This is a genomic window from Burkholderia sp. SIMBA_051 (assembly GCF_046534915.1).
Taxonomy (GTDB): Bacteria; Pseudomonadota; Gammaproteobacteria; order Burkholderiales; family Burkholderiaceae; genus Burkholderia; species Burkholderia ambifaria.
Genome location: NZ_JAWRXS010000011.1, coordinates 132,996 through 155,316 on the forward strand (window position 1 = coordinate 132,996; position 22,321 = coordinate 155,316).

General features: G+C 66.2%; 19 protein-coding genes. 4 read left to right on the forward strand and 15 right to left on the reverse strand.

The window, feature by feature from the left end; all coding sequences use genetic code 11:
• Positions 1–28: 28 nt before the first annotated feature.
• The 5 genes from dbpA to SB771_RS25685 form a co-directional block, all read right to left on the reverse strand.
• Entirely contained in the window at positions 29–1,426 is a 1,398-nt protein-coding gene (gene dbpA, locus SB771_RS25665) for an ATP-dependent RNA helicase DbpA (RefSeq protein ID WP_011660030.1), read from the reverse strand.
• Positions 1,423–1,620 (reverse strand): hypothetical protein, encoded by a 198-nt coding sequence (locus SB771_RS25670; protein WP_006756243.1) that lies wholly within the window; start codon positions 1,618–1,620, stop codon positions 1,423–1,425. The genes dbpA and SB771_RS25670 overlap by 4 nt, the downstream gene beginning before the upstream one ends.
• A gap of 449 nt (positions 1,621–2,069) precedes the next feature.
• Positions 2,070–3,752, reverse strand: a complete 1,683-nt coding sequence (gene mqo, locus SB771_RS25675) for a malate dehydrogenase (quinone) (protein ID WP_175656909.1) — start codon at positions 3,750–3,752, stop codon at positions 2,070–2,072.
• Between the two features lie 487 nt (positions 3,753–4,239).
• Positions 4,240–4,545 (reverse strand): hypothetical protein, encoded by a 306-nt coding sequence (locus SB771_RS25680; protein WP_175659846.1) that lies wholly within the window; start codon positions 4,543–4,545, stop codon positions 4,240–4,242.
• A gap of 68 nt (positions 4,546–4,613) precedes the next feature.
• A complete protein-coding gene (locus SB771_RS25685) occupies positions 4,614–5,102 on the reverse strand; it encodes an Lrp/AsnC family transcriptional regulator (RefSeq protein WP_175659845.1) in 489 nt (162 codons plus the stop codon).
• 125 nt (positions 5,103–5,227) lie between these two features.
• Here SB771_RS25685 and SB771_RS25690 point away from each other — a divergent pair, with 125 nt between their 5' ends.
• Together SB771_RS25690 and SB771_RS25695 are read left to right on the forward strand one after the other, a co-directional pair.
• Positions 5,228–6,265, forward strand: a complete 1,038-nt coding sequence (locus SB771_RS25690; RefSeq protein ID WP_175659844.1) for a histone deacetylase family protein — start codon at positions 5,228–5,230, stop codon at positions 6,263–6,265.
• A 69-nt stretch (positions 6,266–6,334) separates the two neighbouring features.
• A complete protein-coding gene (locus SB771_RS25695) occupies positions 6,335–7,480 on the forward strand; it encodes a branched-chain amino acid ABC transporter substrate-binding protein (RefSeq protein ID WP_175659843.1) in 1,146 nt (381 codons plus the stop codon).
• A 54-nt stretch (positions 7,481–7,534) separates the two neighbouring features.
• Here SB771_RS25695 and SB771_RS25700 read toward each other — a convergent pair whose 3' ends face one another.
• Positions 7,535–8,413 (reverse strand): mechanosensitive ion channel family protein, encoded by an 879-nt coding sequence (locus SB771_RS25700; protein WP_165752351.1) that lies wholly within the window; start codon positions 8,411–8,413, stop codon positions 7,535–7,537.
• Between the two features lie 331 nt (positions 8,414–8,744).
• Here SB771_RS25700 and SB771_RS25705 point away from each other — a divergent pair, with 331 nt between their 5' ends.
• Positions 8,745–10,115, forward strand: coding sequence for a M23 family metallopeptidase (locus tag SB771_RS25705; RefSeq protein ID WP_175659842.1), 1,371 nt, complete (start codon positions 8,745–8,747; stop codon positions 10,113–10,115).
• A 112-nt stretch (positions 10,116–10,227) separates the two neighbouring features.
• Here the strand turns inward: SB771_RS25705 and SB771_RS25710 are convergent, their stop codons facing one another.
• Positions 10,228–10,965, reverse strand: a complete 738-nt coding sequence (locus SB771_RS25710) for a fucose-binding lectin II (RefSeq protein ID WP_175659841.1) — start codon at positions 10,963–10,965, stop codon at positions 10,228–10,230.
• A gap of 214 nt (positions 10,966–11,179) precedes the next feature.
• Positions 11,180–11,569: a fucose-binding lectin II gene (locus SB771_RS25715; RefSeq protein WP_175659840.1), complete on the reverse strand. Its 390-nt coding sequence runs from the start codon at positions 11,567–11,569 to the stop codon at positions 11,180–11,182.
• A 672-nt stretch (positions 11,570–12,241) separates the two neighbouring features.
• Between SB771_RS25715 and SB771_RS25720 the strand changes: the two genes are divergently transcribed.
• The gene (locus SB771_RS25720; RefSeq protein WP_006756235.1) at positions 12,242–12,646 is read left to right on the forward strand and encodes a hypothetical protein; all 405 of its coding nucleotides are present in this window, start codon (positions 12,242–12,244) and stop codon (positions 12,644–12,646) included.
• Positions 12,647–12,713: 67 nt separating this feature from the next.
• Here SB771_RS25720 and SB771_RS25725 read toward each other — a convergent pair whose 3' ends face one another.
• Genes SB771_RS25725 through SB771_RS25755 form a run of 7 tightly spaced genes read right to left on the reverse strand, consistent with a single transcriptional unit; the run spans position 12,714 to position 22,311 of the window.
• Complete coding sequence (locus SB771_RS25725) at positions 12,714–14,147, reverse strand: hypothetical protein (RefSeq protein ID WP_175660145.1); 1,434 nt, start codon at positions 14,145–14,147, stop codon at positions 12,714–12,716.
• Positions 14,144–15,511, reverse strand: a complete 1,368-nt coding sequence (locus SB771_RS25730) for a glycoside hydrolase family 71 protein (RefSeq protein WP_175660144.1) — start codon at positions 15,509–15,511, stop codon at positions 14,144–14,146. Before SB771_RS25730 ends, SB771_RS25725 begins: the two co-directional genes overlap by 4 nt.
• A complete protein-coding gene (locus SB771_RS25735; RefSeq protein ID WP_175659839.1) occupies positions 15,508–16,797 on the reverse strand; it encodes a hypothetical protein in 1,290 nt (429 codons plus the stop codon). The genes SB771_RS25730 and SB771_RS25735 overlap by 4 nt, the downstream gene beginning before the upstream one ends.
• Positions 16,785–17,960 (reverse strand): glycosyltransferase, encoded by a 1,176-nt coding sequence (locus SB771_RS25740; protein ID WP_244096750.1) that lies wholly within the window; start codon positions 17,958–17,960, stop codon positions 16,785–16,787. The genes SB771_RS25735 and SB771_RS25740 overlap by 13 nt, the downstream gene beginning before the upstream one ends.
• Complete coding sequence (locus SB771_RS25745; RefSeq protein ID WP_175659838.1) at positions 17,920–19,014, reverse strand: polysaccharide pyruvyl transferase family protein; 1,095 nt, start codon at positions 19,012–19,014, stop codon at positions 17,920–17,922. Before SB771_RS25745 ends, SB771_RS25740 begins: the two co-directional genes overlap by 41 nt.
• Positions 19,001–20,062 (reverse strand): glycosyltransferase family 4 protein, encoded by a 1,062-nt coding sequence (locus tag SB771_RS25750; protein WP_175659837.1) that lies wholly within the window; start codon positions 20,060–20,062, stop codon positions 19,001–19,003. Before SB771_RS25750 ends, SB771_RS25745 begins: the two co-directional genes overlap by 14 nt.
• Positions 20,059–22,311, reverse strand: coding sequence for a polysaccharide biosynthesis tyrosine autokinase (locus SB771_RS25755; RefSeq protein WP_244096749.1), 2,253 nt, complete (start codon positions 22,309–22,311; stop codon positions 20,059–20,061). Before SB771_RS25755 ends, SB771_RS25750 begins: the two co-directional genes overlap by 4 nt.
• Positions 22,312–22,321: the final 10 nt, after the last annotated feature.

The window sequence follows — 22,321 nt, forward strand, 5'->3', positions numbered from 1 at the left end:
GCTGCCGTGACAGTCGCGCCGCTCGAAATCACTCCTCGTCCATCAATCGGACCTTGACCCGCTTGCCCTTGATCTTCCCCGCATTGAGCTTGCGCAGCGCGTCGTGCGCGACGCCGCGCTCGATCGCGACATAAGTCGAGAACTCGGTCACGTTGATCTTGCCGATCTGCTTGCCGTCGAACCCTGCATCGCCGGTCAGCGCGCCGAGCACGTCGCCCGGGCGGATCTTGTCCTTGCGCCCGCCGAGGATCTGCAGCGTTTCCATCGGCGGCAGCAGCGTGTCGTTGCCGGCCGGCTTCAGTTCCGCGAGCGGATGCCATTCGACTTCGCGCTTCAGCGCCTGCTCGATCGCGCCCACGCGGCCCATCTCGTCCATGCTGGCGAGGCTCAGCGCCCAGCCTTCCTGATCCGCGCGGCCGGTGCGGCCGATGCGGTGCACGTGCACCTCGGGGTCGGGCGTCACGTCGACGTTGATCACCGCCTCGAGCTGCGCGATATCGAGCCCGCGCGCGGCGACGTCGGTGGCGACCAGCACCGAGCAGCTGCGGTTCGCGAACTGGATCAGCACCTGGTCGCGCTCGCGCTGGTCGAGCTCGCCGTGCAGCGCGAGCGCGTGGAAGCCCTGCGCGTGCAGCACGTCGAGCAGGTCGCGGCATTGCTGCTTGGTATTGCAGAACGCGATCGTGCTCACCGGCCGGTAGTGGTTCAGCAGCTGGCCGACCGCGTGCAGACGTTCGGTTTCCGCCACTTCATAGAAGCGCTGACGGATCTTGCTGTTGTCGTGGCGCTCCTCGAGCTTCACTTCCTTCGGATTGCGCAGGAACTGCTGGCTCAGCTTCGCGATGCCGTCCGGATAGGTCGCCGAGAACAGCAGCGTCTGGCGCGTCGTCGGACACATCCGCGCAACCTTCGCGATGTCGTCGAAGAAGCCCATGTCGAGCATCCGGTCGGCTTCGTCGAGCACGAGCGTGTTCAGCGCGTCGAGCTTCAGGTTGCCGCGGTCGAGGTGATCCATGATGCGGCCGGGCGTGCCGACGACGATGTGCGCGCCGTGTTCGAGGCTCTGCGCCTGCGGGCGCATCGGCGTGCCGCCGCACAGCGTCAGCACCTTCACGTTTTCCTCGGCGCGCGCGAGGCGGCGCACTTCCTGCGCGACCTGGTCGGCGAGCTCGCGCGTCGGGCACAGGACCATCGCCTGCACGTCGAAGCGGCGCGTGTCGAGGCGCGCCAGCAGTGCGAGCGAGAACGCGGCGGTCTTGCCGCTGCCCGTCTTCGCCTGCGCGATCAGGTCGTGGCCGGCCAGCGCGATCGGCAGGCTCGCGGCCTGGATCGGCGTCATGTCGACGTAGCCGAGCTGCGTGAGGTTCGCGAGCGCGGCGGGCGTCAGCGGCAGCGCGCTGAAGGGCGTGGCGGTCGGCTCGGTCATTCCACGTCTCCGAGGTAAGGGCGGCCGGCCATCTGCTCGTAGACGACCGTGCCGTCTTCCGCGTCGAAGCGCTCGAGATAGTTGCGCGCGCCGCATAGCGGGCAGCGGAACAGCAGCCCCTGGCCTTCGTCCTTGATCACGACGTCGGACGTCTCCCACTGCGTGCCGCAGCTCTGGTTTCTGCAGGTAAACACGGTCATTCTCCAGCTGAATTCGGTTGGTGGCGCGCCCGGCGGGCGCGGCAACGGGGTGCGGCGCTCGCGCGGTTCGGGCGCGGGCCGCACCGGCGGTCGCGTGGACCGCGTCGATGCGGGTGGTGGATCGGGGGCGACAGCGTCGCGCGTGCCCGCAATTCTAGCGGATGCGGGCGGCCGGCGGCGGAGGGGCGGTAGCGGAGGGCTGGTAGCGGACGACCGGTGGCGGACGACCGGTGGCGGCCGTCCAGCGGCGGAGGGCCGGCAGCGGGATGCCGGTGTCGCTGGCGGAGGGCCGCCAGCGGTCCATCGGCACTCCCCGGGCCGGCTGTCGGCAACTGGCAAGTACGCCCCGCCGATCGGTGCGCGGCAGCCTCGCCCGCATCGGCCATGTAAAACGGCCGCCCCGGAGGGCGGCCGTGCGATGCGATGAAACGGGGCCGGACGCGTTACAGCGCCATGTCGGCCGCGGCCTTCGCGGGGCGCGCCGGGGCCGCGCCCGTCGCCTGCGACGGCGTCGTCAGATCGATCTTCGGCGGCGGCGACAACTGCAGCACGTCGCTCGTATAGGTCCATTCCTCGACGACCTTCGCCGGGCTGTCGTTCAGCTTCGTGCCGTAGCTCGGCACGATCTGGCGCATCTTCTGCTGCCATTCGGGCGTCGCGACCTTGTCCTTGAACACCTTCTGCATCAGGTTCAGCATGATCGGCGCCGCCGTCGACGCGCCCGGCGATGCGCCGAGCAGGCCCGCGATGCTGCCGTCCTGCGAGCTGACGATCTCGGTGCCGAGCTTCAGCACGCCGCCCTTCTTCGGGTCGCGCTTGATGATCTGCACGCGCTGGCCGGCCTGCCACAGGCGCCAGTCTTCCTTCTTCGCGTCGGGGAAATATTCCTTCAGCGCGTTGAAACGGTCGTCGTCGGACAGCATCAGCTGGCCGGCGAGGTACTGGACCAGCGGGAATTCGTCGACGCCCACACGCATCATCGGCGCGACGTTGTGCAGGTTGGTGCTCTTCGCGAGGTCGAAGTACGAGCCGTTCTTCAGGAACTTCGTCGAGAACGTCGCGAACGGCCCGAACAGGATGATCTTCTTGCCGTCGATGATCCGCGTGTCGAGGTGCGGCACCGACATCGGCGGCGAGCCGACCGACGCCTTGCCATACGCCTTCGCGAGGTGCCGCTTCACGACCTCGGGGTTGTCGGTCACGAGGAACGAGCCGCCGACCGGGAACGCGCCGTAGTCCTTCGCCTCGGGGATGCCCGACGCCTGCAGCAGGTGCAGCGCGCCGCCGCCGGCGCCGATGAACACGAACTTCGCGTCGACGGCCTGCGGCGGTTCATCCGAGTGCAGCTTGACCCACGACACGTGCCACGTGCCGTCCGCGTTGCGCGAGATCTCGCGCACTTCGCTCGACAGCGACAGCGTGAAGTTCGGCTGCGTCTTCAGGTAGCCGACGAACTGGCGCGTGATCTCGCCGAAATTCACGTCGGTGCCGATCGGCGTCCAGGTGGCGGCGACTTTCTGCGAGCGGTCGCGGCCTTCCATCATCAGCGGCACCCACTGCTTGATCTGGTCGTAGTCTTCCGAATACTGCATCCCGCGGAACAGCGGGCTCGCCTGCAGCGCGTCGTAGCGCTTCTTCAGGAAGCGGACGTTGTCGTCGCCCCACACGAAGCTCATGTGCGGCGTCGAGTTGATGAACGAATGCGGGTTCTTCAGCACGCCCTGGCGGACCTGCCAGGCCCAGAACTGGCGCGAGATCTGGAACGACTCGTTGATCTCGATCGCCTTCGAGATGTCGACCTTGCCGTCCGCCTTCTCCGGCGTGTAGTTCAGCTCGGCGAGCGCCGAGTGGCCGGTGCCCGCGTTGTTCCAGCCGTTCGAGCTTTCCAGCGCGACGCCGTCGAGGCGCTCGACCATCGTCATCGACCAGTCGGGCTGGAGCTCGTGCAGCCAGACGCCGAGCGTCGAGCTCATGATGCCGCCGCCCACCAGCAGGACGTCGACCTTCTTCGTATCGGCGGCGTGCGCGGACGACGCGGCGACGCACAGCGCGAGCGCCGACAGTATTACCCGTAACGTTTTGATCACAACAGATCCCTCTTCAACTTGAATGCATCGGTTTGCCATGCCGCCCGGCCGATGCGGAACCGCAACCGGCTCGCGCATCCGGAGATCCGGACCGCGAATCCGGAATTCCGGATCGACCGTGTTCGCCGTTGCATTTGCGCACGCGCAGCCGTCGCGAAGGACACCTTCGGATCGGCTTGTCGCAGTCAGGCAAATGCGTGCGTCGCGATGGCGCGCAACGCGCCGGGGCCCTCGCTGCAAGCCTGCGCGGAAGGCGCTTCGGGCTGCGTGGAAAGAGGCCGCGCGCGACGCGTTTTGCGGGGGCGGTATGGCAAGGGGCGCGTAATGTAACCGAACTCGTTTGCTGTGTCACAAACGAAAAATGCCCTTGTTTTTGTGGGGTTTTTTGCGTGTCCGGGATTCCGGAACGACGGTCGCCGGAACCGGAAAAGATGTGGATAACCGGGCGGCAGCGGGATGGAATGCGGGCGCGTCATGTCGCGGCATCGCGCCGCGACATGATCGCTTTACGTCAGGTCAGGTCACGTCACTTCGCGAAATTGTTGTGGCAAAACTGCTCGTACGCTTGCGCCGAATTCGCGAAACCCTTCTGCTTCGCGAGCTCCCACGGGCGTTCGCATTGCTGGGTCTGTTCGCACCACGAATAGCCGGCCGAGCCGATGCAGCCGTGCGCGTCGCGATCGCCGCCGACCATCGGCGGGGCGGCCGGCGTGGCAGGTTGGGCAGGCGTCGACGAAGCGGCCGGTGCGGACGATTGCGCCGCACAGCCGCCCAATGCGAGTGCGCAGGCGATCGTTGCGGCAAGCGAGGCGGAAGGTAGAAGACGTTTCATAGGTAGCGCTCCATGAAGTGACGATCGACAGCGGATGCCCGCGCGCGGGCGCATGACAACACGAACGATCACGCATCCGGCACCGGCACGCGCGACGAGAACTTGACCTCGCGCAGCGCGAGGCTCGACTGGATCGACGACACGCCGGCCTGTTTTCTCAGCACGCGTTCGACGAATTCCGCGTACGCGTCGAGATCGGCCGCGACGACCTGCAGGATGTAGTCGGCCGCGCCGGTGATCTTGTGGCACGACGTCACTTCGTCGTGACGCCGCATCACCTCCTCGAAGTGATCCGGATCCTGGTCCGAATGCATGTTGAACGTGACCTGCACGAACGCGAACACGTTCATGCCGAGCGCGCGCCGGTCGAGGTTCGCCTGGTAGCCGGTGATCACGTGCTCGTCCTCGAGCCGCTTGCGGCGGCGCCAGCACGGCGTGACGCTCAGCGACAGCTTCTCGCCGAGCGTCGCGTTCGACAGCGCGCCGTCTTCCTGCAGCAGGCGAAGCATCGAGCGGTCGACGCCGTCCAGTTCCACCGAAGCGCGATTTTTGCTCATTGTCGGGTCTCCGTAGGCGGTTTTCTCAAAATTGTACGAAACGAAGGGGTGGAAAGCAAAGTTATTGCCGGCCGGCATCAATAGACTGTTTTCACCCCTCACAGCCTTCACTGCAACGGTCAACCATGCTCACGGTCTACAGCAGCGATCACCGTCTGCATCGCGGCGTCGAACTGAAGGACGGCGCGATCACCGAGTCGTTCGAGAACCCCCTGCGCGCCGAGACGGTGCTCGCGCAGGTGCGCGCGGCCGGCCTCGGCGACGTGATCGCGCCGCGCGCGTTCGACCGCGCGTGCTATGCCGGCGCGCACAGCGCGCGCTATGTCGAGTTTCTCGCCGGCGCGTGGGACGAATGGACCGCGACCGGCCGCACCTGCCAGGCGCTGCCGCTCGTGTGGCCGGTGCGCGCGATGCCGTCGTCGGCGACGCTGCCCGAGTTCATCGACGGCAAGCTCGGCTTCTTCGCGATGGACGCCGGCGCGCCGATCAACGCCGGCACGTGGGACGCGGTGAGCGCGAGCGCGAACTCGGCGCTCACGGGCGCCGACCTGCTGTCGAACGGCGGCGCGCGCGCGGCGTTCGCGCTGTGCCGCCCGCCCGGCCACCATGCGGGCCGCGAGTACATGGGCGGCTACTGCTACCTGAACAACGCGGCGATCGCCGCGCAGCACGGCATCGCGAGCGGCGCGTCGCGCGTCGCGGTGCTCGACGTCGACTTCCACCACGGCAACGGCACGCAGGACATCTTCTACGACCGCGCGGACGTGCTGTTCGCGTCGATCCACGGCGAGCCGCCGGTGTCGTATCCGTACTTCTCCGGCTACGCGCACGAGCGCGGCAGCGGCGCGGGCGAGGGTTTCAACCTGAACCTGCCGCTGCCGAAGGGCACGCAGTGGGACACCTACGCGACGGCGCTCGACCACGCGGCCGCTGCGATCGCCGCACATGCGCCCGACCTGCTCGTCGTGTCGCTCGGCGTCGACACGTTCGAGCACGACCCGATCAGTCATTTCCGGCTGCGCTCGCCCGACTACCTGCGCGTCGGCGAAGCGCTCGCGCGCCTGGACCTGCCGACGCTGTTCGTGATGGAAGGCGGCTACATGGTCGAGGAAATCGGTATCAACGCGGTGAACGTGCTGCTCGGTTTCGAAGGGCGCGCGTGACCGTATCGCCTTGCCTTTGATGAACGACGATCCCGTCACGAACGAAGCGCGACAACGAAGGAGACGAACATGAATCGACATCGGAACAAGATGGCATGCGCGATCGCGGCCGCGCTGGCGGGCGCATGGTCCGCGCTGCCCGCGCACGCGGACGAGATCGTGCGCATCGGGCACGTCGCGCCGCTGACCGGTGCGATCGCGCACCTCGGCAAGGACAGCGAGAACGGCGCGCGGCTCGCGGTCGAGGAGATCAATGCGAAGGGGCTCGTGATCGGCGGCAAGAAAGTCACGCTGCAACTCGACGCGCAGGACGACGCGGGCGACCCGCGCACCGCGACGCAGGTCGCGCAGCGGCTCGTCGACGACAAGGTGGTCGGCGTCGTCGGCCATCACAACTCGGGCACGTCGATTCCGGCGTCGCGCGTCTATCGCGACGGCGGCGTCGTGCAGATCTCGCAGGCCGCGACCAACCCGACGTACACGCAGCAGGGCTTCAAGACGACCTATCGCGTCGTCGCGACGGATGCGCAGCAAGGGCCCGCGCTGGCGATGTATGCGGCGAAGCAACTGGGCATCAGGACGGTCGCCGTGGTCGACGATGCGACCGCGTACGGGCAGGGCCTCGCGACCGAGTTCGAGAAGGCGGCGAAATCGGCCGGGATGAAGGTCATCTCGCGCGACGCGACCAACGACAAGGCGATCGACTTCCGCGCGATCCTCACGAAGATCAAGGGCGAGAACCCCGACGCGATCATGTACGGCGGGATGGATGCGACGGGCGGCCCGCTCGCGAAGCAGGCACGCCAGCTCGGCCTGCGCTCGAAGATCCTTGCCGGCGACGGCGTGTGCTCGACCGACTTGCCGAAGCTAGCGGGTCCGGCGTCGGACAATGTCGTGTGCTCGGAAGCAGGCATCGCGCTCGAGAAGATGCCGGGCGGCGCGGCGTTCGTGAAGCGTTACGAAGCGCGCTACCACCAGCCGATGCAGGTGTACGCGCCGTTCTCGTACGACGCGGTGTACATCATCGTCGACGCGATGCAGCGCGCGAATTCGACGGACCCGGCCAGGGTGCTCGCCGCGATGCCGGCGACCGACTATCGCGGCGTGATCGGCGAAACGCGCTTCACGCCGCAGGGCGACCTGAAGCACGGCGCGATCTCGGTGTTCACGTACAGGAGCGGCAGGAAGGCGCTGCTCGATATCGTCAGGATGTAACGCAGGCGGGGGGCGCCGCGCCGCGCGGCATGCGCGGTGGTGCGCCCCGACGTGTCACGACGCCTGTACGCGGCGCGGCTCGATCTGCTGCGGCTGCCGTTCGACGTCGTGCACGATGTGCAGCTCGCGCGTGCGGATCGGCAGCGCGCAGTCCGCGTCGGCGAGCGTCTTGCGCACCTGGCGCGCGAGGCGCCAGCGCATCGCCCAGAACTTGTCCGTGTGCGTCCACACGCGCATGTTCGCGACCGCCGTGCTGTCGTCGAAGCGCATCACCATCACGTCCGGCGCGGGATCCTGCAGCACGTCGGGATCGGCTTCGGCCAGCGCGCGCAGCGCATCGAGCGCACGATCGATGTCGTCGTGCACGGACACTTCCACTTCGAGATCGAGACGGCGGGTCGGATTGCGCGTGTAGTTGCGGATCGCGCTGCCCCACAGCGCGCTGTTAGGCACGTATTCGCAGATGCCGTCCGGCTTCGTCAGCCGCGTCATGAAGAGCCCGACCTCGTCGACCGTGCCCGCGACACCCGTGCCGCCGTCGATATAGTCGCCCACCTTGAACGGGCGCAGCAGCAACAGCATGATGCCGGCCGCGATGTTCTGCATCGTGCCTTGCAGCGCGAGCCCGATCGCGAGGCCGGCCGCGCCGAGCACCGCGACGATGCTCGCGGTTTCGATGCCGAGCTGTGAAAGCGCACCGACGATCGCGACGATGCGGATGCCCCACACGGCGACGTCGCAGAGGATCGGCCGCAGCGTGTCGTCGACGCGCTCCTTGTTCGTGAGCAGCCGGCTCAGCCAGTTGCCGATGCGCTTCGACAGCCACCAGCCCGCGACGAGTAGCGCGAGGGCGGCGCAGAGCCTGAGCGAAAGCGTGGACAACGCGTTCCACAGGAACGTCCAGCGTTCCGGATGAAGATGATCGAGAAACATGACGGGATTCCGGTTTGAGGACAGAAGGCACGACGGGTGGCGTCGTCCGCCGTGATCGGGCGGGCATCCGCTCGTGCGTCGGCCGCCCTCGACTGTACACGCCATGGCGTAGTTCGCGCGAATGCATGGGGGCCGGATCTCACGCGTCAGCGCCGTGAAAATCGCGATTTGGTGTGTGTACTAATCGAGTATTCAAACAAATCGGACTCGTCCTATTCAGCTATGTTGGCCGTGCCGATACACTCGCTTCCAGGCTACCGGATCGCGATGATCGTTCCTCCGCGATAACCGGTTTCCCCCTCCTTTTTCATTGATAGCGAGTGACGACGCAATGCGGCTTGACCTGTGTTTACGTCTCGCACGCGAACAAGGTCGGCCCGCGCGCTGCGGCGCCATCCGCTTTCCGATTCGCCGCGCGCTGGTGCGCGGTGTCGTTGCCGCGGCGTCGCTTGCCGGCATGCAGGGTGCGGTGGCGTGGGCATCTTCCGATGCCATGCCGTTTTCGCCCATGACTGCGCAAGCGGCCGACCTTGTCGACGTGCCTTTTTTCAATTCCGCCCGGACCATCTGGGGCGGCTTGCTGGCATCGACTGACGTGCCGCGTGTCGCGCTGGAGCCGCATGCGACGAGCACGCGCACGGACGCGGCTTCGGTCACGTTCACGATGCGTACCGGTGCATGTGCGCCGTACGTCGTCCTCTGCGATGCGGCGCGCGATGCAATCGAGCGCGATTACGCGGCCCGCTTCGCGTACGGTTTTGCGTCGCCGCTTCCGGCAATCGGCGCTGCGCCGGCGCTCGACGCGCGTGCTGTCGATCTGGCGTCCGCCGAGCCGTTCGTGCTCGCGGAGCAGGGGAACGGCACGCGAGCCGGCGTGATCACCGGCAGCCTGCGCGCGTCGCTCGCGCGCGCCGATCTGCCCGCCGACGTCGCCGCGCAGGTCACGCGCATGCTGGCCGGGCGGATCGATTCGACGCAGCGCGGCGCGATTGGCGATACCTTCCGCGTCGCCTTCGAACCGGACGACAGCGCAGCCGTGCCGGGCCGCGTGCGCGTGACTGCGCTCGACATCCGCTTTCGCGGCCAGCGTGTCGCGGCCGTGTGGTTCGCGCCGCAGGCGGGCTCGCCAGGCGCGTACTACGATCTCGACGGCATGCCGCTCGCCGGTGCGCAGTTTGCGATGCCGGTCAACGCGACGCGAATCAGCTCGCAATTTGGCGCGCGAGTGCATCCGGTCACGGGCGCGCGTCACGTCCATTCCGGTGTGGATCTGGCCGCGCCCACGGGCCGTGCCGTCCACGCGTCGGAGCGCGGGGTCGTGACTTTCATCGGCACCGAGCCGGGCGGCTACGGCAAGTACGTGGTGATTCGGCACGACGGCGGCTATGCGTCGTACTACGCGCACCTGTCGGCGTTCGAGCCGACGCTGCGAACCGGCGCGCGGGTCGTGCGCGGCCAGCGTGTCGGCGCGGTCGGCAGCACCGGCACCGCGACCGGCCCGCATCTGCACTTCGAGGTGCGGCGACATGCCCGCCTCATGAATCCGATCGAACTGGTGCAGGCGGCCAGGGCGGCGAAACTGAAGGGCGAGCAGCGGGTCGCGTTCAATCGCGTGGCTCACGCCGCGCGCACGCAGCTGGCTGCGGCCACGTTGGCGCCGTCGCTCGCGATGTCGCAGCACGGCGCACCGAGCGACGGCTGACCGTCGAGCTGGGGCGGTCGCCGCCGGGGGGGGCGGCGCGCACATCTATGCTGCGTACCAATGCGAACCGCCACGCCGGGCGGCGTGGCGATGATTGGCAGGACGCGGCTGCTTAGCCGAGCGGCCAGTTGAGGATTGCGATGCCGTCGTTGTAATCGCCATCCGTTCCGTCTTCCGACCCGACGAGCCCGAAGTAGGTCTTCTTGAAGATGTCGACCTGACGCGAACCGATCTTCGACGGTTTGCCGTTCGCCGTCACCACCACGCGCACCTTCCCTTTGCCCGAGTTCACGACCTGCGTGTTCAGGTTCGCGTCCTGCGTGCCCGCGCCCTGGAACGTCGCGGCCGGCTTCGGGTTGTCGTCGACATAGACTTCGATCGTCTGCTGCGCGGACGAATTGACCAGCGCCGTCACGCCGAACGCGATGTTCGGCGGCAGGTTGAAGATGCCGTCGCGTTCGCCGCCGCCGGTCGTCGTGCCCGGCTGGGTGGGCTGCGGTTGCGGCGTTGCCTTCGAGAAGTAATTGACCACCGCGCCGACGCCGAACTTTGCCGCGGCCCCCGGCAGCACGCCGGGCGCGCCCGCCCACGTGACCGTGCAGGCGATCACCTGCCCCGCCGCATCGGCCTTCACCTTGTTCTGCCAGCTGCCGACGTCGAAGCTGTACGGGATGGTCGCGATGTCGACGAACACATCGTATTGCGGCAGCTTTTCCACGAGCTGCGTGGTCATGAACTGGCGCATCCGGTCGAGCACCGCCTGGTCGCCGTTCGCCTGTACGGCGGTTGCATCGTTGCCGGCGAGTTGCAGCAGTGCGTAAAGATCGTCATGGGTAAACGGTTGTGACATGTCGTCCTCGTCTCGATGATAGGTCTCGCGTCGCGCGGCCGGCGAGTGGTCCCGCCGTTGTCGCGCACGGAGTACAGCGTGGGACTGCAAATGACTGCTCGATTGAATCGATTCGCAATGCGTGGATGGCCCCGGCGCCATCGCGGGTTCGACAGCGGCGCGCGGGTTTTCCTCCCGCGCGCCGGCCGAGGTCGGTCGTCAAGCGCGCGTCAGGTCAGCCGATCGGCCACTGCAGCACGACGATGCCGTCGTTGTAGTCGCTGTCGTGACCGTCTTCCGACACGACGATGCCGAAGTTGACCGTGAACGGCGAGCCGTCCGACTTCTTGCCGGTGATCGGCGCGAGGCGCGCATCGGTGGCGGACGCCTTGCCGTTCACCGTCACTTCGAAGCGGAGCTTGCCGTTGCCCGAATTCAGCGTGGCCTCGCGCGGGCCGTCGCGCGTGGTCAGCTTGTGATAAGCGGCCGGTTCCTTGCTGTCTCCGATAAACAGCTTGATGTGCTGCTGCTCGGCGGCATTCGCGAAGAAAATCGCGCGGAAGTCGGTGTTCGGCGGGATCGAAAACTCGCCGGCGCGATTCGAGGATGTTTGATTGTCGGCCATGTTTCCTCCTGAAGATCGATGGATAAGGCACTTCACCGCGTCGCGCAAACGTTTGCTGTTTTAAACACGGCTCGGCCAGCATGGCGAAAAATAAATAGAAAAATATTCGGCCTGGAATGGAAATTGTTCAGAAAATCGAAAGCTGAAACAGTTCGATTTAATGGCGTGAATTCGATTGATTGTCGATCGACATAATCGCGAAATTATATCGATGCATGTCGCGAATTATTGAATGATGGGCGGCGCAGGCGGGAATGGCGGGAGGATCCGGCTTCGGAGCAGGCGCTCGGCGTTCGCATATGGCAGCGTGTTGTTTCAACATCGTCTTCTCTGTCGTGGCCGCGCCCACCGGCCACCACCGAACGCCCACACCGAAGCCGGATCGCAACGGGAGGGGTGTGCGGCGCCGGCGAAGGTTAGATGACCAGCTCACTCCGAACTTGAACAAGACATTCCACCGGCACCACACCCGATAAGCATATCGACCCGCCGTCGCGGCGCCTATCGGACGAGGCTGATTCTTGCGTGCAATATCGCAACGCGCCGGCCTGACATACCTGACAGGCGATCAATTTCGAGATTAGCGGTATCGTGCACGCAACGCGTGCGCCCGATGTTCGGCGCTTTTTTGATTCAACCGGCCCATTGCGGGGCCCTCACGAGGACAGTGCGATGACGAAACCCGATATTCTGAAAGGCGATATCAAGGAGCAGGCCCAGGAAGCAGACCGTCACAACCTGGCGCGGCCCGCGGTGAATGGCGCACTGTGGGCGCGCGGCCTGACGACGCAGCGCGTGGCCGACCTGTTCAGAACGCTGCCGGGCCTGCCGGGACACTGGATGCAGCTGCAGAACGAAGTCAACGCCGGGAATCGCTATTTCTATGGCGTTCAGAACGGTCACCAGACCACCGACGAAGGCAAGGAACTGATCCGCTGGATCGCCGACGCGGTGGTCAGCGCGGCGCAGAAGGCCGGGTTCGATTTTCCGTTGCAGCAGCTTCGGTTTACAGCCGATACCGGGTGGCTGAAGCTGCAGCGCGTGTCGGGGCGGGTGATGGTGTTGTCGCGGCCTTGAGATCGAAGGCGTACGCCGCGACGCCGGATCGTCATCGGATCGGCGGCGCGAGCATGTCGATGGCGGTCTATCGCGATCGTCGCGGTTGCCTGAGCACGAACGCCATCGGCAAGCCGAACAGCAGAATCCATCGCACCGTGTAGTACACCATGACGTTCGAGTCGAACAAAAAGAACAGGAACGGCAGCGGCCACATCACGGCCTGTAGGGGCAGCCATCTGCGAGAGCGGATTCCCGTGTTGTTTTGCACGACAAGCAGAATGGCGGGAATCGCAAACGACAAAACGAACCCGGCGATGCCGAAGTTCACCAGGAATTCCCCCGGCATGCCGAACAACAGGGTTGTCTTGTCGAGCGCGGTGCGCTCGAAATCGCGCATGATCTCGGATTTTTCCAGCGCGAACGTGTCGGGGCGATCACTCCACAGCGCACTTGGCACGATCGACGCGATCGCACCGACGAAGCTTCGTCCCATCGGGTACGCATAGGCCGGTTGCGTGACCGTATCGATCGCCAGTGCCTGCACGTCGAAGCGCGACAGGTCCCGAAACAGGAACACGCTGACCGGCCCCATGCTCAACTCGAGATCGCGCTGCTCGGCAAACCGCTGCGACAGATTCGCGATGTCGTCGTAGCCGAGGCCGAATTTCAACGGCATCAACAGCAGGCCGGTCAGTGCCACGCCGATACCGGCGATCCGGATCGTGCGCGGCCTGATTCGCGCGATGAAGCTGTGATGGATGAACAGTGCGAACACCAGCACGAAGACGACACCCTGGCGACTCCCCGCGATGCCGGACGACAGCCAGCCCAGCACGCCGAGCTGAACGAAGGCCACGGCCGTCAGCACGACGCTGCGACGGCGTCGCATCATGAGGCAGACGAATATCCACAGCGGCGACGTGTTGGCCAGCGCCTGAATGACCCCCAAACCGCGAAACGGATCGTTATCGGTGCCGGTTTGCTCGACACGCGTGTCGTACAACTCGACGATTCGTGCGTAACCGCCCAGCTTGACGTAGATGAACGCAAGCGCGCCGAGCGACAGCAGCGCGAACAGATAGGCGAGACTGCTGACGCGCATGCCGGGTTCGAACGGCAAGCCGGCGTTGCCGAGGCGGCTTGCGTTGAGGTCGAGCGTCAGCTTGACGACCAGCACGCCGGCGAGGCTCAGGAAATACCAGAGCGCGACGGCCGGATCGTCTTGCGGCAACAGTCGCAGATAGATCTCGTCTACCGCCAGCAGTTGCCACAGCGGGAACACGCCGAGAATGAAGAACAGAAAGATCCGGAACCAGCGTACGGTCGGGGTTCTCGGACGAATGGCGGCGATCGCCAGCAACAGCGCGACGTTCAGTAGCAGCAGCACGCCATGCATGCGCTGGGTAATCAGCAGCGTCGCGACGATCGCGGCAAGTGCGCCGACGGCGAACGTCATCCACATCATGTGCCGGTGGTCGCCTTTTCGGCGCACCTCGAGGTTCGATTGCAAGGAATTCATCGAGAATGTTCCTGGAGCGCCCAACCGCTGTAGTAGCCGTACTGGCCGCTGCCGCCGGGTTCTGTCACCGCCAGCTCGCCGGCACACTCGAGCACGACCCGCTCGCGACGAACGATCGAGAAGGTCGGCAGACCGGACGTGCTCGGGACATCGACGAACGAAATTCCGGCCGGTAGCGGCCGGCGGTCCTCGCGTGCGTTCTGGCCGATCGTCAGCAAAGCGGGGCCGGTCAGGAATACACACACGAAAATGCGATCGACGAGCGGCCCGTGCGGCATGCGCGGCGACCCGTATGTCGACGCCGAAGGACCATAGGCTGCCGCTTCGCGTTGCCCCGCCAGGCCCGGACGATAGAAAAAGAACAGCTCGTCGCGCACGATCGGCGGTTCGCTGCCCGTCTTGAACCAGCGGATGTAATGACGCGACGCGCGCAGATAGCCTTCGTGGTTCAGGATCGGGCCGAAGCGCGCGTCATACACGCAGGCCTGCCGGGCTCCCCCGGTCGGCGCGACATACGTCGATTCCGCCCAGTCGTTCCAGGTCACGATCTGCACCCAGGTCGCGCGGGACTCGATCGCCGCGCGCCATTCCTCCGCCATGCCGGCGAACCCGCGCGTCTCGAACGCGCGATAGTTCGTGCCTTGCGGCAAACCCCGGTAGTACGGCGTCACTGGCGCCATGAAGACCTTGCCGGCGTTGCGCAACGCGGGAGCCAGTGCGCGCGTGGAGCGGGCCAGCAGCGACGGCGCGCCCGCCGCACCGAAATAGAAATAGCCGTCCGCGGAACGGATTTTTCCGACGATCTCGGCCGCCACGCTTGCGTCGATTTCCCGTTCTCCGGTGCTCGGAGACAGATGCGGGACAAAATACGCACCAAGGCGTCTGGTGGTCTCGATCAGCGATCGTGCGCCGGTGCCGTGCCGGCCGCCCAGCGCGTACGCGGACAGCACGGGTCGTCCGTCCACCGTCAACTGCGCGCGGCGTCCGCGAACCGTCCGGATGATGTCCGCGAGTTCGTCTTGCGCGTTACCGTCGGCGGACACGAACAGCTTGAACGCCCCGTCGAACCGGTCGGCCGCGCCGTAGATCATCTCGACCCGCCGTTTGTAGTACGGCTCGGAAGCGTGCCACCCGCCGCAATTCAGTGCGAAGCCGTCGATGCCGGCCGCCATCGCGTCACGCATTTCCTGCGCATATTGTTCGGGGCCGGCCGTCTTTCCGCCTCTCGGCCACGCCACCATGTAGTGTGCGAAAACCCGGCGAGTGCCTGGCGCGTCGCTCGTCTCGCGGGTACGCGCGCGAAGCAGCCCGCCCGGGGCCAGCGCGGTCGCGACCGTCGTCGTGATGAAGGATCGTCGTTTCATGACTGCTCCCGCCCGGCGGTCGCCGGAAGCGGCGCGGCGAGCGTGGCGTGACGCGTCAGCAGGACACATGACGACGACAGGATGACGAACGCCGCCGTGCCGACGCCGCAAATCGCGCCATAGGCGCCGAACTTCCAGCCGAACGCCGCGACCAGCGCGAGCGTGAGGACAGCCTCGAACGACGCCATCTTCACGAACGCGCGTCGGCTCCGCGCATATAGCCACAGCGACAGGATCCTGCAGAGAAACACGAGGCAGGCGCCCAGCAGCACGGCGAACACGAACGCAAACTGACTGGCCCGGCCGCCGAGCGAATGCACCGGAAACAACCGTATCTCCAGCAATGCATACGATGCGGCGGCGAGAACGATCAACCCCGCCAACAGGCTCGCCGCGAGCTTGCGCGCGAACCCGGTCCCGCCGATCAATCGAAGCGCCCGCCCGCCGTTTCCGCTGATCGCCAGCGAAACCGATTGTCCGAAATTGAAGGCCAGATTGTTGAAGCCTTTGGCGACGCGATACAGCGCGGCGCCGGCGGGCCCGGCCACCGCGGACACGATCAGCACGTCGAGGTGCTTGGCGCCGGACAGCACCGCGTTCGCATACCAGCTGCTCAGCATTTCGCCGCGCGCCTGCGCGATAAAGTCGCGATACCAACGCAGCCCGCCGCGCACGGTGGGCGGATATCGGCTCGGTTCCGGACCGGTCGTGCCGCGACGCGTCACCCACAGGTAGGCAGCCAGCAGCAGCGCGCCATACGCGGCCTCGACCAGCAGCAGCAGATCGGGAAGATGGCCGCGCAAGCCGTGATATTCGGCGAGCACCGCGATGACGGCCAGCCGCGAAAGCGCCGAGATCGTCGAGATGACCAGCACGACGCCATTGCGCCGGGTCACCCGGAAGAATCCGAGCGCAAAGTGCGACAGCCCGTAACAAACGGGCGCGAGGACGAGCATGGCGGTCCAGTTCGGCAGCGCGATCGAGCCGGTTCGGCCCAGCAGCGCGCAAGCCAGACAGAACAGCACGGTCGAACCGAATGCGCTGACGCAGTCGAGCCGAAGCAGGTTCGGAAACCGTGCCCGGATGCGATCGATCGTGTAGATGCGCGCGGAACCGAAGTTGAAGGCGTCGATGGCGACGTAGAACAGCGCCAGCAACGCATACGAGCGACCGACGAGCACGGGGTCGAGGAGATGCAGCGCCAGTGCGGCCACGACGAAATTCACCAGGGCCGGCAAGCCGGCGCTGGCGACGACATGGATCAAGTCGGCGTTCAGGCGGCGCATCGCTCGACCAGGTAACGGCAGTACGCGTCGTACTTTGCCTGCAGCGCCGAACGGGAAAACGCGGCGGCTTTCGCCTGCTGCCGGATGCGCATGTCGACGAGCTGGGCGCGGTCGCGTGCGACCGCCTCGACCGCACCGACGATCGCTTCGACCGACCCGGCCCGAATCACGTCGCTCGCAGGCAGCACTTCCGGTATGCCGCCCACGCCGGTTCCGAGCACGGGCGTGCCGACTGCCATCGCTTCCAGCATCGCGCGCGGCATCCCTTCCTGAAGCGAGGGCAGCACGAACAGATCGTGTTCGGCGACGGTCGCGCAGGCTGTTTCCGACGAGACCTGTCCGCGGAATGCCACGACGTTGGCGATGCCCAGCGTATGGGCCAGCGCCTCCAGTTCTCCGCGCAACGCACCGTCGCCGACGAGCGTCAGCACGACGGGCACGTTCTTGCGTTTCAGGCGCGACACGGCTTCGAGCAGCGCCACGTGTCCCTTGCTTCGGTTGTGCATCATCGAGACGTTGATCAGCCGCAACGACCCGGATCGCGCGAGCGCGTCGGCGTCGCGCGCCGCGAAGAGCCCGTTCGGCAGGTAGGCATCGCTGAAGCCGAACGAATCGGCGCGCGAGCGCGCCGGATACTTCGCCTGCAAATAAGTTTCCGTCACGTATCGCACGCTTTGCGCGCGCCGCGCGGCGAGCGCGGTCGAGCTGCAATGGATCCACTTCGCGACGCGGCGCAACGGATGGGTCGACGCATCCTTGCTGAAGTAATCCTCCGGATCGGCGACGATCTCGGCCGAGAACGGCTTTCTCGTGATCCAGCACAGCAGCAGTGCGAGCGTTGCCACATTGCCCGGAAAGCGGATCATCAGTGTTTGCGCGCTCCGGATGACGCGGAACAGCCGTACCGCTGTACGCGGCAAGCCCGTCAGCCAGCGGCGGCCGCGAATTGCGCCCAGGTCGACGAACGACGTGCTCGGCCCGGTGACGACGGAGCCGATCGGCCGGTCTTTAGGAAACGCGCGAGCGACGATCCGCACCGCGTCGAAATGCTGCGCGAACCGGTTCGCGAACTTCTCGTGGCCCATATGAGGACTGTAGATTTCGTCGCCGACGCGCGAAAAATTACCGTCCATCACAAAGGTGATTGAACTGCTCGATTTCATGTCGGATCCTTTCGATCATCTCGTTGTAGCGCGTCGCGTCTGCCGTGCGCAGCGCCTGCCAGTACGTGCTGTCGTCGTGCGCAAGCTCGCGAGCGAGCGCGGCGACGCGGCCTGTGTCGAAGTCGCTGGCGTGCACCACGTAGCGCGACAGGCCGAGGTCGTCGTACGCCGCCTGGCCTTTGCGCTCGTACGCGATATGAATGCTCGGCACGCCGGCCAGCACGCTTTCTAGGCTGCCGTGCAGCCGGACGGAGACGACCACCGGGCGCTCGCGCGCGACGAGCGTCGCCAGATCGTCGACCTGCCCGACATCGAACGTGTCGCGATAGAACGTGTCGTCGCCGTTGCCGCGGCCGCTGCTTTGCAGCGCGAAACCCGCGTTCGGCAGCAGCTTCGCGACGCAACGCAGACGGGTGACGTAGTCGTCGCGATACGGTTTGCCCTTCAGGTCGCGGAACACGAACCGGATCGGGCGGGGATGTTCGGCAGTGCGTTCCGCGTCCGGCTGGCGGCGCGGTGTCCGGCCGATCTCGAGCACGACGAGGTCCCCCGTGCGAATGCCGTGCGGGTGTGCAAGCTCGTCGACGCTCTGGTCGTCGCGCAGGAACACGACGTCCACGCAACGCCGGACCAACGCCGCCAGCAGGGTGCCCGGCAGCGACTTCAGCGGACCGATGCTCTGCGGCAGATAGATCGATCGCTTCGAGCGCCGCAACGCCGTGCAGGCCAGCTGGCTGCCGTGCGCGACCAGCGATTTCCAGCCCTCCATGCCGCTGGACGCACGCAGGTAACCGCCGCCCACGCCGAAGAACAGCGCCGGCCTCGCGCGGCCGACGCGGCGCACCGATTCGATGCAGAAACGGGCCAGCGACCAGAGGCGGATGTTCGCGTCGTCGAGATAGCCGCGGAACGATGCCGGATCGAGGCAGACGATCGTGACGACGCCGTCGATGCCGGCGGCGCGGATCGCCTTCAGGCTCAACTTGACCAGCAGGCCGTCGCCGCTGTTTCGCGAGCTGTATGCGTGCAACAGATAAACGTCAGGCTTGTTCATAGATCCGCATCAGCGATTTCAGGAAATGTTCCTGCCTGAAGGTCTGGTCGAACACGTGCCGGGCGTTCTCACCCATGCGCCGGCATTTGTCGACCGTCAGGCGGTTCAGGTTGTCGGCGAGGCATTGCCCGGTGAGTTCGGTGAGGATGATCCCGTTGTAGCCATGGATCACCTGCTCGGGCAGCGAGCTTTCGCCGGAGACGACGAGCACCTTGCCGGCGCGCATCGCCTCGATCGGCACGAGTGCGAGCCCTTCCCAGCGGGACGGCACGATCACGACGTCCATCGCCTGCATGGCGCTCTTCGTCGCGGCTGCATCGACCCAGCCGTGGTAGACGATCCGGTCGTCGCTTGCCCGCTCCGCCGCGACGCCGCCGCGCACTGCCATGCCGTACACGTTGATCTCGATGTCCGGCTTCAGCGCCGGCACCGCGTCGAGTACGACGTCGAAACCCTTCTGGTAATCGAGGCGGCCGAAATAGCCGACGCGTATCGTCGAGCTGCCGGACGGACGATCGAGGGCGGTCCTGGCCTCGTCGCCCGCAATGCCCGTGTAGACGAGGTCGACCTTCGACATCGGCAGCCGGTACTTGCGCGCCGCGCGCAATTCTTCCAGCGACATGCAGACGATCCGATCGCATCGAGTCGCCAGCAGGCGCTCGGTCAGCGCGTAACCCAGCCGCGTCACGGAGCCGACGTCCTTCTTCAGGAACGCCCACGCGTGCGGGGTGTACAGGACCTTCGCGTGTCGATGCCGGCGCAGGCGCACGTACACGCCGGGGAACGTGCTGTGGCAATGGATCACGTCCGGGCCGATGGCCTTCAGCAACGCGCGGATCTCGCGCGCGACCCTGGCGATGCGCGCCGGATGCCGGCTCGACCGGTATCCGATCAGCGTCAGCCCTTCGACACCGGGCGTGCCGGTCATCTTGTCGGGATCGCAAATCAGCAGGACCTCATTGCCCATCGCGATCTGCTCGCGCGCCAGCGCGCCGACATAGGTGGCGATACCGCCCACCCAGGTTTCCACGACATGCACGATCTTCATGACGCCTCCCGCTCGCGCGTTGCGGGCGCGTCGTTCGCTTCGGTCGCACCGTATGGCGCATATCGATACGCGCCGTATCGGGTGCGATAGCCGAATGCGCGCGTGTCGATGCCGTTGAAGAGGACGCCGAGCAAGCCCGACGAAATCCTGTTCAGCTGCTTCGCCGATTCGGCGATCTCGTCGATCGTCGTTTGTCTCGCGCGGGTCACGAGGAAGGTCGTTGCGCAGTGCGGCGCCAGAATGCTGGCGTCCGACACCGCGAGTACCGGCGGCGTGTCGATGATCACGACGTCGTAGGCGGCGCTCATCTCGTCGAGCAACCGGGTCGTCGATTCACCCAGCAGCAGCTCCGACGTGGATTGCGAAGCGGCGCCCGTCGGGATGAAGTCCAATCCTTTGGAGACGCCGTGCCGCGTGGCGTCCGGCAACGAGACGCGGCCCGTCAGCAGGTCGGATAGCCCGGGTGCGCTCCGCACGCCGAACGAATCGTGCAGATGACCGCGCCGCATATCCGCATCGATCAGCAGCACGCGATGGCCGGCGGCGGCCATCACGGCAGCCAGGTTGGCCGACACGAAGGACTTGCCGACACCGGGGCTCGGCCCTGTCAGCAGCACCCGGTTGTTGTTCGCGTCGAGCAGGGTCAGGCCGAGGGCCGTGCGCAAGCTTTTCAGGCTCTCGATGGCGGCATCGGCGGGGCTCTCGTTGGCCAGCAGCGACGGGATGTACCCGCGCCGCGCGGCCGTTGCGGCGGCGGTCCGCTGCATCGGCGAATCGGGGATCGTGCCGTAGACGCTCAATCCGGTGCGGCGCTCGATGTCGCTCGAGTCCTTCACACCGCCGAACAGCGACTCGCGCGCGACCGCCGCCGTGACGCCCAGCATCACGCCGAGAATGGCTGAGAGCGCGAGAATCAACGCCTTGCGCGGTTCGACCGGCTCTTCCGGGACGGGCGCGTTGTCCACTTCGCGAACGTTGCCTACCTTGCCGGCCGACACCAGCCTGAGCTGCTGGATATTGTTCAGCACCCCGACGTACATTTCGTTGCCGACTTCGACGTCGCGACGAAGCCGGAGCTCGTCCTGTTCGATATCGGGGAATGCGCGCAGGCGCGCCGACAGCCCGTCGATCTTCTGTTTCGCGCCATCGATCTGACGATCGAGCGCCTGCATCTCGGGGTGGCCGGCCGCGAACCGGGTCGACGCCTCCGCGCGCTTCTGCTGCAACGCCAGCAGCGTTGCCTGGGTTGCGATGCTGTCCTGCAGGTAGGCCTGCGCCTCGATGCCGAGGTCGAACGTGCCGCGCTTGCGCCGCATCGCGTTGTATTTCGCTTCGGCCTGTTCCAGGTTCTGTTTCAGTTGCGGCGCCACGTTCTCGAGGAACGCGAGGGACTTCTCCGCCTCGGCCGATTTCCGCTTGACGTTCTGCGCGACGTACGCCGTGCCGATCGTATTCAGGATGTTCGCCACCGTGTCGGGATCCTCACCCTTCAGCGACACGTTGATGACGTTGCTCTGCTTGCGAATCTCCGACACGGTCAGGTGTTTCTGCAACCGCTGCAGCGTCTTCAGTTCGGAATGACGTTCCACCTGGAACACCGCGCCGGGCCGCGCATGGAGTGCATCGACGCGGATCCGGAACGTGCCGCCGGCCTGCGTCGATTCGACGAGCTGCCCGAGTGCGCCTTCGATCGGCTGGTCGAGATCGCCGTTTTCCAGCCGGAAGCGGCCATCGGGCAGCGCCGTCAGTTCGAACCGGTCGCCCTCGAAGGTTTTCGGCACGTCGAACGTGCCGATCTCGATCGACTCGGTGCCCCAGCCGTATCCGCCGAACCCGAACAGCCCGGGCCGGGACAGGCCGTGTGCGCGCGCGGCGATCGCCTTGCCGATCAACGGGAAGCGCTTCGGTGCCGCGTCGATATACAGGCGCAGGTTCTTGACGGCATGGCCGACGACCATTCTCGACTGGAGGATCTCGATCTCGGCCGCCGCCTGGATCTTGCCGTCGAAGAGCGACGACACGCTACCGAGCAGGGAGTCGGCCCCGCCCGTGCTGTCTTCGACCTGAATCAGCAGATTCGACGCGTAGATCGGGCGCGCCAGCAACGCATACGCCGCGCCCGCGGCGAACACGGCCGCCGCGATGCCGGCCACCAGCCAACGGTTCGTCAGCAGCAGATCGACATACCGCACGAGTTCCGGCTCGTCGCCCAGGTCTGCTTCGGGTAACGGGTTCGGTGCTTTGTTCATGGAAATTCCG

Excerpts from the sequence above, each read along its gene's own strand:
- dbpA (WP_011660030.1), bottom strand. The coding sequence starts at position 1,426 with ATGACCGAGCCGACCGCCACGCCCTTCAGCGCGCTGCCGCTGACGCCC.
- mqo (WP_175656909.1), bottom strand. The coding sequence starts at position 3,752 with ATGGCAAACCGATGCATTCAAGTTGAAGAGGGATCTGTTGTGATCAAA.
- SB771_RS25680 (WP_175659846.1), bottom strand. The coding sequence starts at position 4,545 with ATGAAACGTCTTCTACCTTCCGCCTCGCTTGCCGCAACGATCGCCTGC.
- SB771_RS25685 (WP_175659845.1), bottom strand. The coding sequence starts at position 5,102 with ATGAGCAAAAATCGCGCTTCGGTGGAACTGGACGGCGTCGACCGCTCG.
- SB771_RS25690 (WP_175659844.1), top strand. The coding sequence starts at position 5,228 with ATGCTCACGGTCTACAGCAGCGATCACCGTCTGCATCGCGGCGTCGAA.
- SB771_RS25695 (WP_175659843.1), top strand. The coding sequence starts at position 6,335 with ATGAATCGACATCGGAACAAGATGGCATGCGCGATCGCGGCCGCGCTG.
- SB771_RS25700 (WP_165752351.1), bottom strand. The coding sequence starts at position 8,413 with ATGTTTCTCGATCATCTTCATCCGGAACGCTGGACGTTCCTGTGGAAC.
- SB771_RS25705 (WP_175659842.1), top strand. The coding sequence starts at position 8,745 with ATGCGGCTTGACCTGTGTTTACGTCTCGCACGCGAACAAGGTCGGCCC.
- SB771_RS25710 (WP_175659841.1), bottom strand. The coding sequence starts at position 10,965 with ATGTCACAACCGTTTACCCATGACGATCTTTACGCACTGCTGCAACTC.
- SB771_RS25715 (WP_175659840.1), bottom strand. The coding sequence starts at position 11,569 with ATGGCCGACAATCAAACATCCTCGAATCGCGCCGGCGAGTTTTCGATC.
- SB771_RS25720 (WP_006756235.1), top strand. The coding sequence starts at position 12,242 with ATGACGAAACCCGATATTCTGAAAGGCGATATCAAGGAGCAGGCCCAG.
- SB771_RS25725 (WP_175660145.1), bottom strand. The coding sequence starts at position 14,147 with ATGAATTCCTTGCAATCGAACCTCGAGGTGCGCCGAAAAGGCGACCAC.
- SB771_RS25730 (WP_175660144.1), bottom strand. The coding sequence starts at position 15,511 with ATGAAACGACGATCCTTCATCACGACGACGGTCGCGACCGCGCTGGCC.
- SB771_RS25735 (WP_175659839.1), bottom strand. The coding sequence starts at position 16,797 with ATGCGCCGCCTGAACGCCGACTTGATCCATGTCGTCGCCAGCGCCGGC.
- SB771_RS25740 (WP_244096750.1), bottom strand. The coding sequence starts at position 17,960 with ATGAAATCGAGCAGTTCAATCACCTTTGTGATGGACGGTAATTTTTCG.
- SB771_RS25745 (WP_175659838.1), bottom strand. The coding sequence starts at position 19,014 with ATGAACAAGCCTGACGTTTATCTGTTGCACGCATACAGCTCGCGAAAC.
- SB771_RS25750 (WP_175659837.1), bottom strand. The coding sequence starts at position 20,062 with ATGAAGATCGTGCATGTCGTGGAAACCTGGGTGGGCGGTATCGCCACC.
- SB771_RS25755 (WP_244096749.1), bottom strand. The coding sequence starts at position 22,311 with ATGAACAAAGCACCGAACCCGTTACCCGAAGCAGACCTGGGCGACGAG.